This is a genomic window from Lunatimonas lonarensis, from assembly GCF_000390185.1.
In the GTDB taxonomy this organism is placed as follows: Bacteria; Bacteroidota; Bacteroidia; order Cytophagales; family Cyclobacteriaceae; genus Lunatimonas; species Lunatimonas lonarensis.
In genome coordinates this window covers 194,005-210,048 of sequence record NZ_AQHR01000110.1, presented here as the reverse complement: position 1 = coordinate 210,048, position 16,044 = coordinate 194,005, and the positions used below count along the sequence as shown (strand labels likewise).

Genomic DNA, 16,044 nt, shown 5'->3' with positions numbered 1-16,044 from the left:
GTCTATAATTGTTTAGCTTTTTCCGTGCAAATAGTTACTTATCAAGCATTTTTTAAATCCGTTTTGCGGATTTATCGCATTTTTTCCTAAATTTCATACATGAAAGCCTTATGCTTTGTATGGGGTTTGGTTGCTTTTTCCATACTAGGTTTTACGCTATCATTCGAAACCGAAACTTTTATACTTCAGGATTTTGAAAGCAAGTTCGAAATCGTCAACTATCCTGAAGAATTTTTGCCGGGTTGGGCTGCCAACGAGGTGCGGAACGGCACCTCCAGGGTTTTCCAAGCATCCGGAAAGGGTATTAACGGTTCTACCGCCTTGGGCGTTCAGACCATTGGCAGTTTTGACGCGCAAATTTATATAAAAACAACTACTATCGGGCTGAAAGGCAATATATTTTCCTTTTATGCTCGCACGGAACGAAACGGCAGCGGCAATAGACCGGTAACGGTCAGCTATTATTTTTCAGACGCCGGTCAGGAATCCCAGCCACAAGTGCTCGGGTCGCCGGATAGCTTTCCGAACGCCGATACGGATTATCGCCTATGGGAGATTCCGATTCCGGAGGTTTGGAGGAACCTGGAAGCGGTCACGTTAATCCTAACGGTGCAGTATGGCGCAGGTAGCGGAAGTTCCGCTAGGTGGTATATGGATGATTTTGGGATAATGCTCTCCGAAGCGGCGGAGCCCGATCCAAACGATCCAGATCCTGCCGAACCCACCGACGGCATACCCGTTTTTCCCTCCCTTCAGCGCGCAGAGATGCTGGACGGGTATTCGGTCAACCTGGTGTTTGATAAGCCCATTCCAACTTTTGTGGGAGCCCCAATGCTTTCCGCAGGTTACGGGAGTCCGGAGGATTGGCAGCAGTTGGAAAATAGCCTTACCCTGCGCTTCTCGGATTACCTGTACAGCAACACCTACGAACTCACCCTTTCCCTGTCAGAGGAAACACGGGAGAGGATAACTTTTGACCTCCAAACCCCAACCCCTGCCGGAGCTATTATCATCAACGAATTCATGGCGGATCCCAATCCCAAAGGCCTGCGGCCAGCCGCTCTTCAGCTTCCCACAGCGGCAAACGACGAATACATTGAACTGTATAACCGCGTGGATAAAACAATCCGGTTGAGTGGTTTTAAATACAACGACAGTCCTGTAGAAGATGCCGTTTTACAGCCAGGATCGTATTTGCTTTTGGTACCCATGCCACGGAAAGCAAACTTCTCGGCTTGGCAGCCCCTTGCCGGGGTAACCGGATTTCGAGCACTGCCCAATAATGCAGGTCATATTCGGATACAGGATTCTTTTGGAAACATCGTCGATAGCCTGACCTACGATACGTCCTGGTACGGAAATGCCCAAAAATCCCAAGGTGGCTGGTCTTTGGAGCGGAAAAACCCCTATGTGGTCTGCAGCGATTCCTACAACTGGACATCCTCGGAAAGCACAATGGGCGGTACTCCAGGGCAGCGTAACTCCGTATATACTCAAGAGGCCGATGGCCGACCATTTGAGGTAAAGGAGGTGCTGCCACTCAACGAATCCCGGCTTCGGGTGCGTTTTTCCAAACCCCTCTCCCTAAACGGGTTACCCGAACCGATTGCAATGCTAAACGGATTCGATCTTCGGATGGACAGCCTCCGCGATAACAGCCTCTGGCTCTATTCCCCTATCCCTATGCGCTCGGGAGAAGCCTACTCCCTGATCTTTAATGGCCTCTCGGATTGCTTTGGGATAGTACTTGTAGAAAACACGGTGTCTTTTACCTACGACACGGAGCCCCCGAGAATTCTTCACGTCGGTGGCAGGGCCGAAAACGAGCCGGTGCTCTACCTAGACGAAGCAATCGATGGTGGTTCACTTCCCGATCCCAGCGCTTTTCAGCTGCTTCCGTTCCAGGGTCGGGTGACGCATCTTATTCCACAAGGAGACGACCGACTCAAGCTGCTTCTCAGTGAAGGGTTGCCACAGGGAAGAGCATACGAGCTGATAGCATCCGGATTGTCCGACAGGTTGGGGAACAGGATGGATACCACGCGCATCTCGTTTCATTGGGAGGATCAGGTAGATACAATCCACTTTCATACCCCAAACTCCCTTCGGGTACGGTACAAGACAGCTATTGACAGACCATCCGCCACCCACCGCGAAAACTACCTCCTAAACAGAAACCTTGGCCACCCCATTGCCGTGGTGCCAAACCTTCAGGAAGATCAGGTGGTGGACTTGCTATTTGACAGGGACTTCCCCGTCAATCAAGCCATATTGGTGGAGATAGAAAATGTGCTGGAGGAAGGGGGCCATCCACTAACCGCATTTCGTCGGTCGTTCACCTGGGATACCCGAGCGATCAGCCTGACTTCAGCCACACCAGTCCACCCAAATCTCCTTACCCTTCAATTCAATAAGCCCTTGGATCCCAAAACCGTACAGATCCTGGCCCATTTCACGTTGAATCCAGGCAACGAAAACCCTGTCAGCGTAGAAATCCTGAATCCGCAGACATTACGGCTGGCTTTCCCCTTTGCTTGGGAGGAAAATAGACCCTACCAGATACGGGTTCGCTCGCTGCGTGATCTCTATGGCAACGTACTCCCAAGAGACCTCACCTTTAGCTTTCAGCTTGCCCCGGCTTTGCCCCAAATCGACAGTGCCTTTCTTGCCTCGCCCTATCAGCTGTTGGTCGAAATAGATCGGGCAGTTGATCCTTCTTCCCGTTTTTTTGTAAATGGCAACAAACTAGGCAAGGTGGGAATAGTCGGGCCAAACCGCTACGAACTGGTCTCAGATACTCCCTTTGAAGCAGACGGATTACACATCGAATTGGAACTCGCCAATGGGGATAGAACCGAATACACCCTGCCCAATCAAAACCTGTTGGTGACTGAGGTGCGTTTGGTGGATGAAAAAAATATCCTTTTGACCTTTTCTGGTTTCTTGGATCCCCTCACCGCGCTTTTCCCGGAAACCTATTTGGTAAACGGTACCGCAGTAGAAGAAACGACCCTTATGGAGGAGGGCTATCAGGTAGCGCTGCGGCTGGCGAAGGCACTTGAATTGGATACATCGTGGGAATTGGAGCTCGGTTACTTGGTCAGCATCAGGGGAAAAACCCTCCCTACAACCCTATGGGAGGGATTATATACAGATGGGATCGAAGCGATTTGGATTACCCAGGCCCAATCGGCCGTCTTGGTACATCAGACTCCGTTAGCCATAGAGGATATGATCAGGGGGAGCTTCGAATTCTTTGACGAAGACATACGCGTTGATGCTTGGGTTAACCGCACTCAGCCCCGCCAGCTGCAGCTGCTCTTTTCCCGACCGTTGGATCCAAACCGTAGCTACCGTTTGCGGGTTCCTCCCAGATTGGACCAACAGGGTAATTGGCTGTCGGGAAGCCTTCGGGAAATCCTTTGGGACAACCTTCCACCGAGCCTTCAGCAGGTGGAAGTAATTCGGGACACCGAGTTGATCCTTTCTTTTGACGAACCGCTGAATCCGGTTTTTGCAGTAGTCACCTCCTTCTATAGCCTGGAGGGTGTTCAGCCGGTGGAGGCAAAACTTGGCTCCGCACCGCACCAAGTGTTACTAACGTTTGCCGAACCGTTGACAATGGTAGGAACGGAAGCGGAAATAACCCTATCGGGAATAGAAGATATGCACGGAAATGCGGTCGGCGAACAGGTATTTACCTTTGTTATTGATCCCCCCCTCCCGCCCGCTTTCAGGGAAATTGTCCTTAATGAAATCATGCCCGCACCACGCAGCGGTGGTTCCCTACCCAATGTGGAATACGTGGAGCTATATAATAGCTCGGGACGTCCTATACAACTGGGTGGCATGCGTTTCGGAAACAACCGCACGTATACCACGCTCCCCAGGAGGGTGATCGAACCGGGGGAATACCTACTGCTATGCCCGGCCAGCCAAGTAGCCCAGTTCGCATCCTTTGGAGGGGTAGCGGGTATTTCGCCCTGGCCAACCATGCTGAATACAGGGGATGAAATGTGGATCGCAACGGTTGACGGAGAGCTGGTGGATCGATTGGTGTATACAAATGCAAGCTTTGGCAGCAACAGCCTAGCACAGGGTGGCTACAGCCTGGAGGTGGTCAATCCCTATTATCCCTGCGAATCACCGAACAACCTACGCCCGTCCGAATCACCCCTACGAGGGACTCCCGGTAAGCAAAACTCCGTCTTCGATGATACGCCGGACCGAACACCTCCAAGCCTACTGCGGGCAGACCCGTTTGGCGAAAACCAGCTCCGCCTGATTTTTTCAAAACCGGTGACCGAAAGCAATCTTTTGGCCCAGTTCCTCCTTTACCCTTACCTAAAGGTTTCCGCGGTTACCGGCGACCCATCGAACCGCGAAGCGGTTTTGGTGATGTTTAGCGAACCTTTTAGGCCCAACCAACGCTACGAAATCTCCGTGAGTGGGTGGTTCGACTGTGCCGGAAACCCGCTAAAAACCGATGCCTCTTCGATGTTTTTCACCATCCCTTCGACGGCGGAACCTGGCGATGTGGTGCTTAACGAAGTGCTCTTCAATCCCCATACAGGAGGCCCAAAGTTTGTGGAAATTTACAACGCATCGGATAAATACATCGACCTGAAAAACTGGAAGCTGGCAAATTCCACCACCGGAGAGATTGCCAACCGGAGGATTATCTCCTCGCAAAGCGACCTATTGTATCCACGTGAATTCCGCGTCTTTACCACTGATGGAGCCCTATTGCAGGAACAATATCCCCGGGGCAAAGCAGCTACCTTTCGGGAGATAAACCTGCCCTCCTATCCGATTCGCAGTGGCACGGTCATCTTGCTGAATCCAGAGGAGACCATCCAAGAGCGCTACGCCTATCACGAGCGCCATCACCATCCGCTGCTGCGGGACCCAAGAGGGGTAAGCCTGGAAAGAATCAGCCTCATTCGACCTCCTGACGACCCCGAGAATTGGCAGTCTGCTGCAGCGAACGCAGGGTATGCCACACCAGGATACCGAAACTCCCAGGTCACCTCCTTGGATGTACTGGAAAGAGGTATTCAGGTATCTCCAAAAGTCTTTATCCCCGAAGGCGCGGGCGAAACCCCGTTTACAACGATCTCATACGAACTAGACCGGCCCGGTTTTGTAGCCACACTCCGGATCTATGCCACAAACGGGCAGCAAGTGCGCGAACTTTGCCAAAATCAGCTCTGGGGCGAGTCCGGGTTTTATATTTGGGACGGAACCGACGAGCGGGGGGCACGAGTGAAGTCTGGCTACTACGTGGTTTGGGTGGAGTTGTTCCACCCGGATGGAACAGTGAATCAGCTCAAGAAAACCGTGGTGGTGGGGACTAAATTTTAGTACCGTTTACCAATGTCTATGGATTTTTTGTATTTTCGGGTTGTGCCATTTGGCCATATTTGCCAAAAAACCCGAAATGATACGAAAAAGCCTTGCCCTAGTCCAATTGACGTTACTTGCCTTGGCTATGGCGTCCTGCGCGGGTGGTAAATCGGATAAACCCGAGTATGTGCTTCGTTTTGGGCACCTCGCCAACCGACAACATGGCTGGCATCAGGCCGCAGAACGTTTTGCCGAAGAGGTGTCCCGGCTTTCAGATGGCCGAATGCAGGTTAAGGTGTACCCCAGTGAACAGCTCGGAAAGGAAATGGACGTGCTAACCGGAATTTTGGTGGGCAGTGCAGATATCATGATCACCGGCGAATCCCTACAAAGTTGGAGCCTGCCCTATGCCATTCTGTGTGCCACCCCCTATGCCATACGGGACAGCGAGCACCTGAAAAAGGTTGCCGGAGGGCCCATCGGAAAAGAAATCGAACAGCACATTATCGAGGGTGCCGGATTCAAACCCATCGCATGGTTTGAACGGGGTGCCAGAAACCTCACGGCCAACCGAATCATCCGCCACCCGGATGACCTGAACGGGATGATCTTAAGGGTGCCGGCCGTCTCCTTGTATGTAAAGACTTGGAGTGCGCTCGGTGCCAAGCCTACCCCGATGGCTTTTTCCGAAGTTTTCACTGCGCTGCAACAGTCGACCATCCACGGTCAGGAAAACCCTTTCGCCCTGATCAAAGACGCCGGACTCTACGAAGTGCAAAAATACTGCATGCTCACCGAACACGTTAAAGGCTGGTCTTATGTGGTGATGAGCAACAAGAAATACGAAAGCCTCCCCAAAGACTTGCAGCAGGTGATCGATCAGGCGGCCCATACCATGCAGCAGTACGAACACGAGCTGTTTCTCCGGCAGGAGAAAATAGACTACGAACATCTACTTGCAAGGGGCATGGAGTTTATCGAGGTAGATAAGGGAGCCTTTCGGGCAGCTGCAAGCAGCGCGGTAACAGCGAGCTTTGACGAGGGGCAAAACGATCTTTTACGACGAATCCAGGAAATCCAATGAAAAGCAGCCAACCCCTTCGTTTCCTGGACAGGGTATTGTCCTTTTTTACGGTAATCAGCTTTGGATTGATGATTGCGGTGGTTTTGCTTCAGATTTTGGCCCGCTACGCCCTGCCTTGGTCCCCGGAATGGACAGAAGAAATGGCCAGGTTTTGCTTTATCTACTTGGTCAGCCTCGGTGCAGGTCTAGCCCTTAAAGATCGCCTTTATGTCAGCGTTGACTTTCTTCTCGAACAGCTGGCCCCGGCGAAGCGCAAGGTGCTCGAAATCGGGATTCTCTCGATTATTGTATTGCTTATGGCCACCATGGCCGTGGTCAGCATCCCCTTGGTATATATCGTCCGGATACAGCAATCCCCCGCCATGCAGTTCAATATGGCCTTGATGTACGCATCAATGGCCTTGATGGGTGTTTTTGTTGGGATATATGGCGTGGTTCAACTCATCGAACGGATAAAATCTACTTAAATGGCCTTACTTTTATTTGCTGTATTTCTGTTGTTATTGGTGCTGGGCGTGCCGATTGCCTTCACCTTGGGGATTTCTGCATTTGTATATATCCTATTCAGTGACCTCCCGCTTATGGTTATCCCGCAGAAAATGTATGCGGGCTTGGATGTTTTCGTCCTGCTGTCCATCCCGGGATTTATTCTTGCCGGAAACCTGATGAATGCGAGTGGAATCACCGACCGCATCATCCGTTTTTGCAATGCACTGCTCGGCCATGTGCGAGGAGGGCTGGGGCTGGCCAATGTGGGCGCTTCCATGCTTTTTGGAGGCATTTCCGGTACTGCGATTGCCGATACGGCAAGTATAGGATCCGTAATGATCCCCGCGATGAAAAAGGAAGGATACGACACCGCTTTTTCCTGCGCCGTTACCGCTTCCTCATCGACCATTGGGCCTGTTATTCCCCCAAGTTTGCCCATGATCATCGCAGCTACGCTTACTGGACTTTCTGTCGGAAAACTGTTCGTCGCCGGTATGCTGCCGGGAATCGTCCTGGGGTTGGGCTTTATGGTCGTGACCTACCTGCTTTCCGTCAAGCGGAAGTATCCCAAAAACAGCCGCATGCCCATGGGTCAGATCGCAAAGTCCTTTTTCCAAGCATTTTGGGCGATTATGATGACACTCGTGATTTTGTTTGGGATTATCGGAGGGGTTTTCACGCCTACGGAGGCTTCCATAGTAGCGGTGATCTATGCAATGGCCGTCGGGTTGTTTGTGTATGGAGAACTTCGCATCAGGGCCATTCCCAAGATCATGCTCGAATCGGCCAAAACCACCGCTGCCCTAATGGTATTGGTAGGATTCGCAAACCTGTTTGCCTGGATTATGACAGTAGAGGAGTTGCCACGACTTATCGCCGATACACTACTCGATCTAACGGACAATAAATTTATTCTGCTGCTGCTGATCAATCTGCTCCTGCTGTTTGTAGGTGCATTCATGGAAACCATTGCGGCCCTATTGATCCTGTTTCCCGTTTTATTGGGAGTGGCGGTGCAGGTGGGCGTAGATCCCGTGCAGTTTGGGGTGGTCATGGTATTTAACCTGGTGATTGGCCTGACCACGCCACCAGTCGGTGTATGCCTGTTTGTAGCCTCAAGCATAGGCCAGATATCCCTGGAGAAAATTGCCCAGGCAGGATTGCCCTTTCTTTTGGTAAGTCTGATTGTACTACTATTGGTAACCTACATTCCAGCCTTTTCCCTTTGGCTACCGGGGCTGTTCTACGATTGATCAGGTTGCCAAAATGGCATTTTTTTGATAATAAATAAGTCATAACGACAGTCAACCTTTCCCCAAGTATGCCGTAATGTCTTGGTTACTAGCATTTTCAAGTATTTCCTTATGATTTTTATCCTTGGCATTTCATTTGGTCATTGATCAAACGAGAAATTTACCAATAACCTAAAAAACAAAACAGCCATGACACTGATGAAGATTTCAAACGAGGGCAAAAAGAACCAGTTCCCTGTGTTCGACACTTGGTTTGACCAATTGTTCGATTTTCCAGCCAGTATTGACCGCGTAGGAAGAATGGGGAATTTCAGAACTACCCTTCCTGCCGTAAACATCAAAGAAGATGAAAAATCATTCCAGCTGGAAGTAGCGGCCCCTGGTTTTTCCAAGGAGGACTTCAAGATAAGCTATGACCACGAGCAGCTCACCATATCCTCTGAAAAGAAGGAAGAGTCAGTGAGTGAGGAAAAGGTAACCCGCAGGGAGTTTAGCTATCAAGCGTTTAAGCGCTCCTTTTACCTTCCCCAAGAGATGATTGACGTGGATGGGATAAGTGCCCAGTACAAAGACGGCATATTGCAGGTTGTTCTGCCTAAAAAACAGGAGCCCAGTAAGGAAACCAAGCAGATCCAAATACTGTAGGATTGGATCATGCGATAAATTAGGTGGATGCAGGGCAACCATTTTGGGGAAGCTGCTTCGGGAGATCCGAGGCAGCTTTTTTTGATTGGTTACCTAACGATTTGGGTATTCAAGCCGCATTGGTGACGTATAGAATTCAACGGGAAAGATTTTTAATTCCTCCTGGCAACAAAGTCGAACAACCTATCACCTATTTTCCTTAAGGTCTCAGCACCTTTTCGTGAACCTCATTAACGGATCGAATGCCATGGGAAATGGGTTGATGAATTTTGCGTTGTTCAAAAAAGGAACAGACAACCGGGTGCAGTGTGGGTACAACGCCAAGTCTGAGTTGGGATACGCTTGTAATATCTGCCAAAATATGCGAGATTTAAGAGATAAACGGAATGGTTATGGAAACACTGGAAAAACTCCGCAGCGAATTAATCGATAGAATCGGTGCTGTCAAAAACAAGGAACTTCTTGTTGCTCTTGATCATCTTATTTCATCTTATGATGCCGGCGATAGACCGTTAAAACTGACTACTGAACAACAAGAGATGTTGGAAATGAGTGAATCAGACATCAAAAATGGGCGATAGATTTCCCAGGAGGCGATGGACAAACGAAACCTGGAATGGCTAAATGGACTGTAAAATGGATCAGGACCGCAGACATCCAATTCGTTGGCATTTTGGACTATTGGGTTAAGCGGACCAAATCAACCGCCTATTCCAAAAAGCTGATCAATCTGGTTTCAGAGAAAACGTTACAAATTGCGAAATCACCTTTTTTGAATAAAGTCACCGACTTTAATGATACGAGAGTTGCCGTAGTGGGAAATTCCAGCATTTATCACAAAGTAGCGAATCTAGAGATCATAATTACTGCTTTTTGGGACAATCAGCAGGATCCTAAAAAAACTTATCGAGGCGCTAAAGGAAGCAAAATAATCGAAAACGTTTCCTGATATTTTTTTTTGAACCCCGCGCGACGGATCTGTGAAGATAAAGTGGCTAACGCCCTAGGGCGGTTCGAAGACGTTGCTTCTGGTATCTTTGATTCTTTTTCGCCACAATAGAGACGAACTTATCCCCTCTATTTCCTTTGCGTCTTGGCACCTCTCCGTGAACCTTATTCCCAGATATCCTGCCACTATAAATGGCTTGACGAATTTTTCGTTATTCAAAAAAAGGAAAAGACAACCGGATGCAATGGATATTACGCCCAGTTCGGGAGAACAGATCCTAATACCTCTAGAAGAACAAGGGATAAAAAGTAAAGCCCGGAACACTGTCCCGGGCCTATAGCTTTTAAATCAAACCGATTCGGTCGGTCGTCATGCTACATACATTTTTACTTTTCTACCCACTCCACGCCGGTATCCTTCCAGCTTCTGGATGAAGCCGAATCTAACACCGCCTGACATACCTTCTGTGTCTCGTAGGCGTCGCGGAAGGTAGGGTGACAGGGCTCGCCGGTCTCCAAGCTCTTGAAGAAGTCGGCCACCTGATGGATAAACGAATGCTCATACCCTACGCTGGTACCGGGTATCCACCATCGGTTCATATAGGGCTGATCGCCGTCGGTCACGTGGATGGACCTCCAACCTCGTACGATGGAGTCGTCGCCGTGGTCGAAGTATTCCAGCCGGTTCATGTCGTGCAGGTCCCAACGGATAGACGCATACTCTCCGTTGATTTCGAAGGTATACAACGCCTTATGTCCCCGGGCATAGCGGGTAGCCTCAAACAAGCCCAGGGAGCCGTTGTCAAAATGGCAATGGAAGGTACAGGCATCGTCTATACCGACCTTTTTCTTCTCTCCGCTGCCCTGGTGTACCCGTTCCTTGATAAAGGTTTCAGTAACCGCAGAAACATCCACAATGCCTCCGTTCAGCCACATCGCCGTATCGATGCAGTGTGCCAACAGGTCACCGGTAACGCCGGATCCGGCAGCATCCACATCCAATCTCCACAGCGCATCACCACCCTGAGGCAATTCCGGACTGATGGTCCAATCCTGCAGGAAGTTCGCGCGGTAATGGAATACTTTGCCCAGCTTTCCGGAAGCAACGATCTGTTTGGCGAGCGTTACGGCAGGAATACGTCGGTAGTTGTACCACACGGTATTTTTCACACCTGCCTTTTCGATCACCTCAACCATTTCCTTGGCTTCCTCCAAGGTGCGGGCTAAGGGTTTTTCGCAAAGAATCATCTTACCGGCCTTAGCGGCGGCGATGGAAATCTCGGCGTGGGTGTCGTTGGGCGTACAGATGTCTACTGCATCTACATCATCCCGCTCGATTACTTTTCTCCAGTCCGTTTCGTAGGAGGCATAGCCCCACTGCTCGGCAAAGGCCTTGATTTTTTCCTCTCTACGTGAACAGGCTACCTGCAGCACCGGACGGTATTCGTATTCGGGAAAGAAGTCTCCCAGTCTTTTATATCCGTTGGTATGGATTCTTCCCATCAAACCCGTACCTATCATGGCAATTCGTATTGGCTTCTTTTCACTCATGGTTATTTCACATTTAACGTTAAAACTACATCAAAGAAACTGCGGTGTCTATTCACTCCAGCCGTGGGCGTTTCGCACCTTGATCAGCGCAGCCAGAATATCGTTCCAGGTTTGCTGCTTGCCCATGACGGCGTTAGGGAACATACAGCCATCCCAGCAGATATGCTTGAAGGCCTTGGTAAGCTTACCGTTTTCATCCCTAAGCCAGTGGGCAGAGTCTTCCACCACATTGAGCTTGCCATGGGGATCAGTAGCCAGGCAGTGCCTGCCAGTCTTGTCGTGTGATCCAGAACCGAACACGGTGCCGTCATTTTGCGCCACGTGAAAATCGATCGTCCAGGGACGTAGGGCAGCGGTCATTTCTTTCAGTGCTGCCGTGAGCACAGCTCGGTCTTGCCAATCGTATCCATCCGGTAATATCCTGTGCTCGGGAAAGTTATATCCCATGGTGTAGAGCAGGGTATGGGCCATATCTGCCTGAAAGCCCAAATTTGGGCTGTTTACCGATTCCAGCGTCTCCAGCATGGTCTTCCAGGAATGCATGCCACCCCAGCAGATTTCACCCTCCGCAGCCAGGCGCTCACCATAATTACTTGCGATATTGGCAGCTTCTTTCAGTGTCTCAACAATCAATTTTTGGCTTCCTTTGGGATCCTTCGCCCATTGCTCTGGACTGCTGGCCGTATCCACGCGCACAATCCCGTACTCTCTTACGCCAAGGTCTCTAAGTTTTTGGGCAAATTTGCAGGACTTCTCCACCATATCGAGGTAAGTCGCTCTATCTTCATCGGAGCCTAGTATGGGCCCACCCCAGATGGGTGCCACCACACTGCCAATCTTTAGACCTAAAGCCGAGACTTTGTCTGCCAGCCTCTTGGCCTCGTCATCTCCGCCTTCCAAGTTTACATGGGGTTCAAACAGCCCCACATCCACACCGTCAAACTTGACACCGTCTACCTCTGCATTGGCGGTGAATTGAAGCATCTCGTCCAGCGAAATTACCGGCTCGGAATCAGGCCCTTTACCTACAATCCCAGGCCAAGTAGCATTATGTAACTTTGGAAAATTATTTTGGGACATAATTAAAATGGTTTTAGGTTAACTAACTGATTAATGTACTAATAGAAGTAAGGCGGATAAAAATAATGCATTTATCCTAAAATATACGCATATTTTAACGCCTTTCTCCAGTCAATGTTTACAATTTCAGATCAGGGTTGTTGGGTCCGAAATGCTTAAGCATCACGATGGGGTCCGTCTTGGAGAGATTGGTGATCTTCACCCCTTCCATGGCTGCTTTTTCCGTCACGAAGTACTCGTCGTGGGTAAGCTGCCCGTAACGGATCAACGCCGGGGTTTCTATATCCCACACCCCTATGGTGCCGTGTCCCTGCATCATGATAAAGCCGTAGGCGGCGCTGTCTTTGATAACGACCGTCTGTCCGGGTAGGACGGTTAATTCCTTCGCAGAAAAATCAGCCGAACGGTAACAAATCCACTTGTCAATGTATCCCGCAGCTTCCATTTCCTCCAACGGCTTCACCGGAATAGGCTCCATGAAGCGCGTCTCAAGCAAGTTGGGGTTAACGTTCAATTCCCAATCGATCACCTCCATCAACTGATCGTAGTCGCCGATTCGGTCTTTGGGCGTACCCTTCCAAAGCAGTTCTTCCGGTATAATCGCTTCATTTACCAGCGACTGGTACATGGCAAACACGTCAGAAGCCTTCTGCGGCTCGTACGTACACAAGCTGCCCGGCGCGTGAAGCATTCCCGGAGGCACATCCCATCCGGTGCCCGGCTGTAGCCTGAAGGCTTGGGAATAATTGGTGATCTTGTTATCCCCTTTCGTGAAATTCATCAAGCATTCTTTGATCTGCTCTTTGGTGGTACCTGGCGCAATGCCAAAGAAAGTGTAGGGGAAATCACCCCCGTGGTTGTTCAACTGAGGCGGGAAGTAATAGGCCTCGGGCTTGCCTTTTTGGCCTACTTTGGCGGCATGCTCGTCGTTGTGGTGTATGTGGTGGGGAAGGGGCCCCATGTTGTCAAAAAACTTCGAGTACATGGGCCAGCTTTTGTACTCGTTCCATATCCTGTCACCGATGATGGCTCCTTGAAGCTCATCGATTACATCCTTCAACAGAATCAATTCCTCTTTGCCCTCAGGCCCCACTACCACCTTGCTCAAGCCTTCGTCTTTGCCTGTCAGCGGACCGTTTTCGGCGGGGGTGGTGGATGAAAACCAACGCTCGTCAATGCCACCGCGCTCGCCGCCCAAAATGTAATAATCATCCGGATGCAGCTTGATCCTTCTTCCTGGTACGCAAAATGAACGTGGAACCCAGTTAGGAGCCAGTCTCAAAATACCCTGGCCTTCTTCTAATGCTTTTTTTGCCAAACTCATAGGTAGTAAATCGATTTATTGTTAGTAATTCTTATTTGCTGTTTATCTTTAGAAATTGCTCGATGGGCTCAGGCTCGGTGAGAATCTGAAAATCCAATCGGTAGCTGCGTGACTCTCCGGGCTCCATGAAAATCAATGTCCCCTCCTCCCGCGCTTTGGCCTGTCCTATGGGCGGGTTGGTTCCCGGCTCCAGTGCCATGACATATTCAAGTTCTCCCCAGTGCTGCCAGTTGATCAGCCAAGGCAATTGCTTTTTCTCAAATACAATTTGTAGCGCAAACCCTAAGCTTGGGTTGTATACTCCGGTGAAACAGCGCCCGTTCCGATCTGCCTCCACGTCTATAAAGGCCACGTCCTCCCCACTGCCCGCATGGTCTGAACGCGGTGCTGGGCAGGCTTTGAAATTATTGGACGGGTTAAAGATTCGGTTGTTGGGATCCTGATCCCGTGAGTGCCAGTTTCCGGACCACACAATTTCTGCCCCCTCATCGAGCAGCGGCCACCCCAAGTTCAGGTGGTACAAAAGCATATGCGGTGCCTGCGTATTTCCCCGGTTGATCACTTCGTCCTCTACACGGAGCGCGGGAATCCCCAAGACACCGCTGATTTTTCGTCGAAGTAGCAGGTGGGGGCCAAACACTTGGCTTTCAAAGATCTCTCCCACAAGACAGAAGTCCATTTTACCAATCAAGGGATCCGGTTGGTCTACCTGAATTAGCTCCGCCGGTGTATTGCTGATTCTGCCATGCAGACCTCTGTTTCCATGAGAATCCTCCTCGGGACCACCGGTATGACTCAGGCCGCAGGTGGTGATCAAGCCTCCGGCGAAGGTCCGTAGCCAGTCTATGCCCCTGTCGGACATAGGCTGGGGATTGACCGGACCCGAATGGCTCATCCAAGCCAGGGAATGCTGCTGGTAAAAGGCCTCTGCTATATCCATACCACGATCCAGCAATACTTTGTACCGGAGACCGGCACCCGTATCTATCCAAGCAATCCGGCTTCCCCTTGCAGGGCCATTGTCCAAGACCGCCAGCTCTATTCCTCCCACCTGACAGCGGTTCCCAACCTTTCCTTGTAGTCTGCGCAGTAATTCCTCGGCGTTTTTTTCCATACCTGTCCTTTTTCAGTCCGAATATACATAATCAAAAACTAACCACTATCCTGCTGTGTCGGGTATTCCGAGAACACCAGGTAAGTGGCTAGTTAGTAAGAACGGGGGCTGTGCCCGGATACAAAATAATATTTCTCTACCCGCTGTACGCAATCCCTCTTGGATGCGATTGAAGGTTGAATTGTTAGCGATTCCAGCATTAACTTCGGAATAGAAAACCACCGTAACCAACAGCAATTACAATTCCTTCAGATAAAGATTTTTAAGCTCAACTTTCATGGGAGGTCCCACGTGAACTTGGATACCCAAATAACCGGAATCCGCACGATTGACAGGATCCTCGTCAGTAACGTCGCTCATCAAAATCCCATTGATGTAATGCTGAAGACGGTTTCCCTTGATGACCAAATGAAAGGTATTCCAGTCTTCTGCTTTGATCTTCTCCTTCAACGCGTCACGGTCACCCAACTCCTCCATTACTTCGAGGCCCTTCCATGCGTTCCGCTCTACATAATCGCGGGGATTTCCACCACCTGGCTGGGGATTGATCTTTGTTTTTTGGCCACGGTAGGCCAACGTGGTACGCTTACGCTCCTCGTAGTTTTGTCCGGTGTAGGCGTTTCTTCCATCTATGTCCGCTTGATATCCCCTTAGTGCAAATGGAACATCCGCTACCTTATCGCTGCGGTATTGAATGCCGGAGTTACCTCGCTCGGTAATGCGGAACTCACCCTTCAACTCAAAATCAGCAGGCTGTCCGCCTTCCCATATCAGGAAAGTATTCGCTTTGAGAGGCGTGTCCTCGGTAAGTTCGCCGACAATCACCCCGTTCTCGACCCGCCAATAGGTTGGATCACCTTCCCAGCCCTTTAGCGATTTGCCATTGAATATGGACTTAAACCCGGCAGGAACTTTTGACTTGGCGGGCCGCTGCCCATTGCAACTGAATATCACTAGGCCGAAAAGGGCCATGAACATTATAACGTTTCGTTTCATGTGTCTATTATTGTTTTTCAAAGGTCACAACTTAGTCCCGGTTTATCGGGATGGAATCTCGCATGGTTGCCCCGGATAGCTATCGGGGCATCCCAGTGTGTGAAGGCTACGTCATGCTCGATTTCAGGTGTCTATAATTTATTTCATTAAAGGATGGCCGGGCCTGGCTGCTAGTATAAGGCAGGCAGTCGACCAAGACCCTGGGACAAAAATA

The 16,044-nt window shown here is 50.1% G+C and carries 11 protein-coding genes; 6 read left to right on the top strand and 5 right to left on the bottom strand.

Annotated elements, in window-relative coordinates; all coding sequences use genetic code 11:
- Positions 1-99: 99 nt before the first annotated feature.
- The 6 genes from ADIS_RS20065 to ADIS_RS20040 all read left to right on the top strand — a co-directional run bounded on the left by ADIS_RS20065 (position 100) and on the right by ADIS_RS20040 (position 9,398).
- Positions 100-5,364, top strand: coding sequence for a lamin tail domain-containing protein (locus ADIS_RS20065; protein WP_010856550.1), 5,265 nt, complete (start codon positions 100-102; stop codon positions 5,362-5,364).
- Positions 5,365-5,440: 76 nt separating this feature from the next.
- Positions 5,441-6,430 (top strand): TRAP transporter substrate-binding protein, encoded by a 990-nt coding sequence (locus ADIS_RS20060; RefSeq protein WP_010856549.1) that lies wholly within the window; start codon positions 5,441-5,443, stop codon positions 6,428-6,430.
- Positions 6,427-6,897 (top strand): TRAP transporter small permease, encoded by a 471-nt coding sequence (locus tag ADIS_RS20055; protein ID WP_010856548.1) that lies wholly within the window; start codon positions 6,427-6,429, stop codon positions 6,895-6,897. Before ADIS_RS20060 ends, ADIS_RS20055 begins: the two co-directional genes overlap by 4 nt.
- Positions 6,898-8,172: a TRAP transporter large permease gene (locus ADIS_RS20050; protein WP_010856547.1), complete on the top strand. Its 1,275-nt coding sequence runs from the start codon at positions 6,898-6,900 to the stop codon at positions 8,170-8,172.
- Positions 8,173-8,361: 189 nt separating this feature from the next.
- Positions 8,362-8,817, top strand: coding sequence for an Hsp20/alpha crystallin family protein (locus ADIS_RS20045; RefSeq protein ID WP_010856546.1), 456 nt, complete (start codon positions 8,362-8,364; stop codon positions 8,815-8,817).
- A gap of 392 nt (positions 8,818-9,209) precedes the next feature.
- Positions 9,210-9,398: a hypothetical protein gene (locus tag ADIS_RS20040; RefSeq protein ID WP_010856544.1), complete on the top strand. Its 189-nt coding sequence runs from the start codon at positions 9,210-9,212 to the stop codon at positions 9,396-9,398.
- Positions 9,399-10,152: 754 nt separating this feature from the next.
- On the opposite strand, the gene ADIS_RS20030 is transcribed toward ADIS_RS20040, so the two are convergent.
- From ADIS_RS20030 to ADIS_RS20010, 5 genes are all read right to left on the bottom strand, one after another.
- Positions 10,153-11,316 (bottom strand): Gfo/Idh/MocA family protein, encoded by a 1,164-nt coding sequence (locus ADIS_RS20030; protein WP_010856542.1) that lies wholly within the window; start codon positions 11,314-11,316, stop codon positions 10,153-10,155.
- A gap of 48 nt (positions 11,317-11,364) precedes the next feature.
- Complete coding sequence (locus ADIS_RS20025; protein ID WP_010856541.1) at positions 11,365-12,396, bottom strand: sugar phosphate isomerase/epimerase family protein; 1,032 nt, start codon at positions 12,394-12,396, stop codon at positions 11,365-11,367.
- Positions 12,397-12,514: 118 nt separating this feature from the next.
- Positions 12,515-13,720: a class I mannose-6-phosphate isomerase gene (locus ADIS_RS20020; protein WP_010856540.1), complete on the bottom strand. Its 1,206-nt coding sequence runs from the start codon at positions 13,718-13,720 to the stop codon at positions 12,515-12,517.
- Positions 13,721-13,751: 31 nt separating this feature from the next.
- Complete coding sequence (locus tag ADIS_RS20015) at positions 13,752-14,834, bottom strand: aldose 1-epimerase family protein (protein ID WP_010856539.1); 1,083 nt, start codon at positions 14,832-14,834, stop codon at positions 13,752-13,754.
- Between the two features lie 237 nt (positions 14,835-15,071).
- Positions 15,072-15,830 carry a 3-keto-disaccharide hydrolase gene (locus ADIS_RS20010; protein ID WP_035807105.1) on the bottom strand — a complete coding sequence of 253 codons (759 nt, stop codon included), beginning with the start codon at positions 15,828-15,830 and terminating at the stop codon, positions 15,072-15,074.
- Positions 15,831-16,044 lie beyond the last annotated feature (214 nt).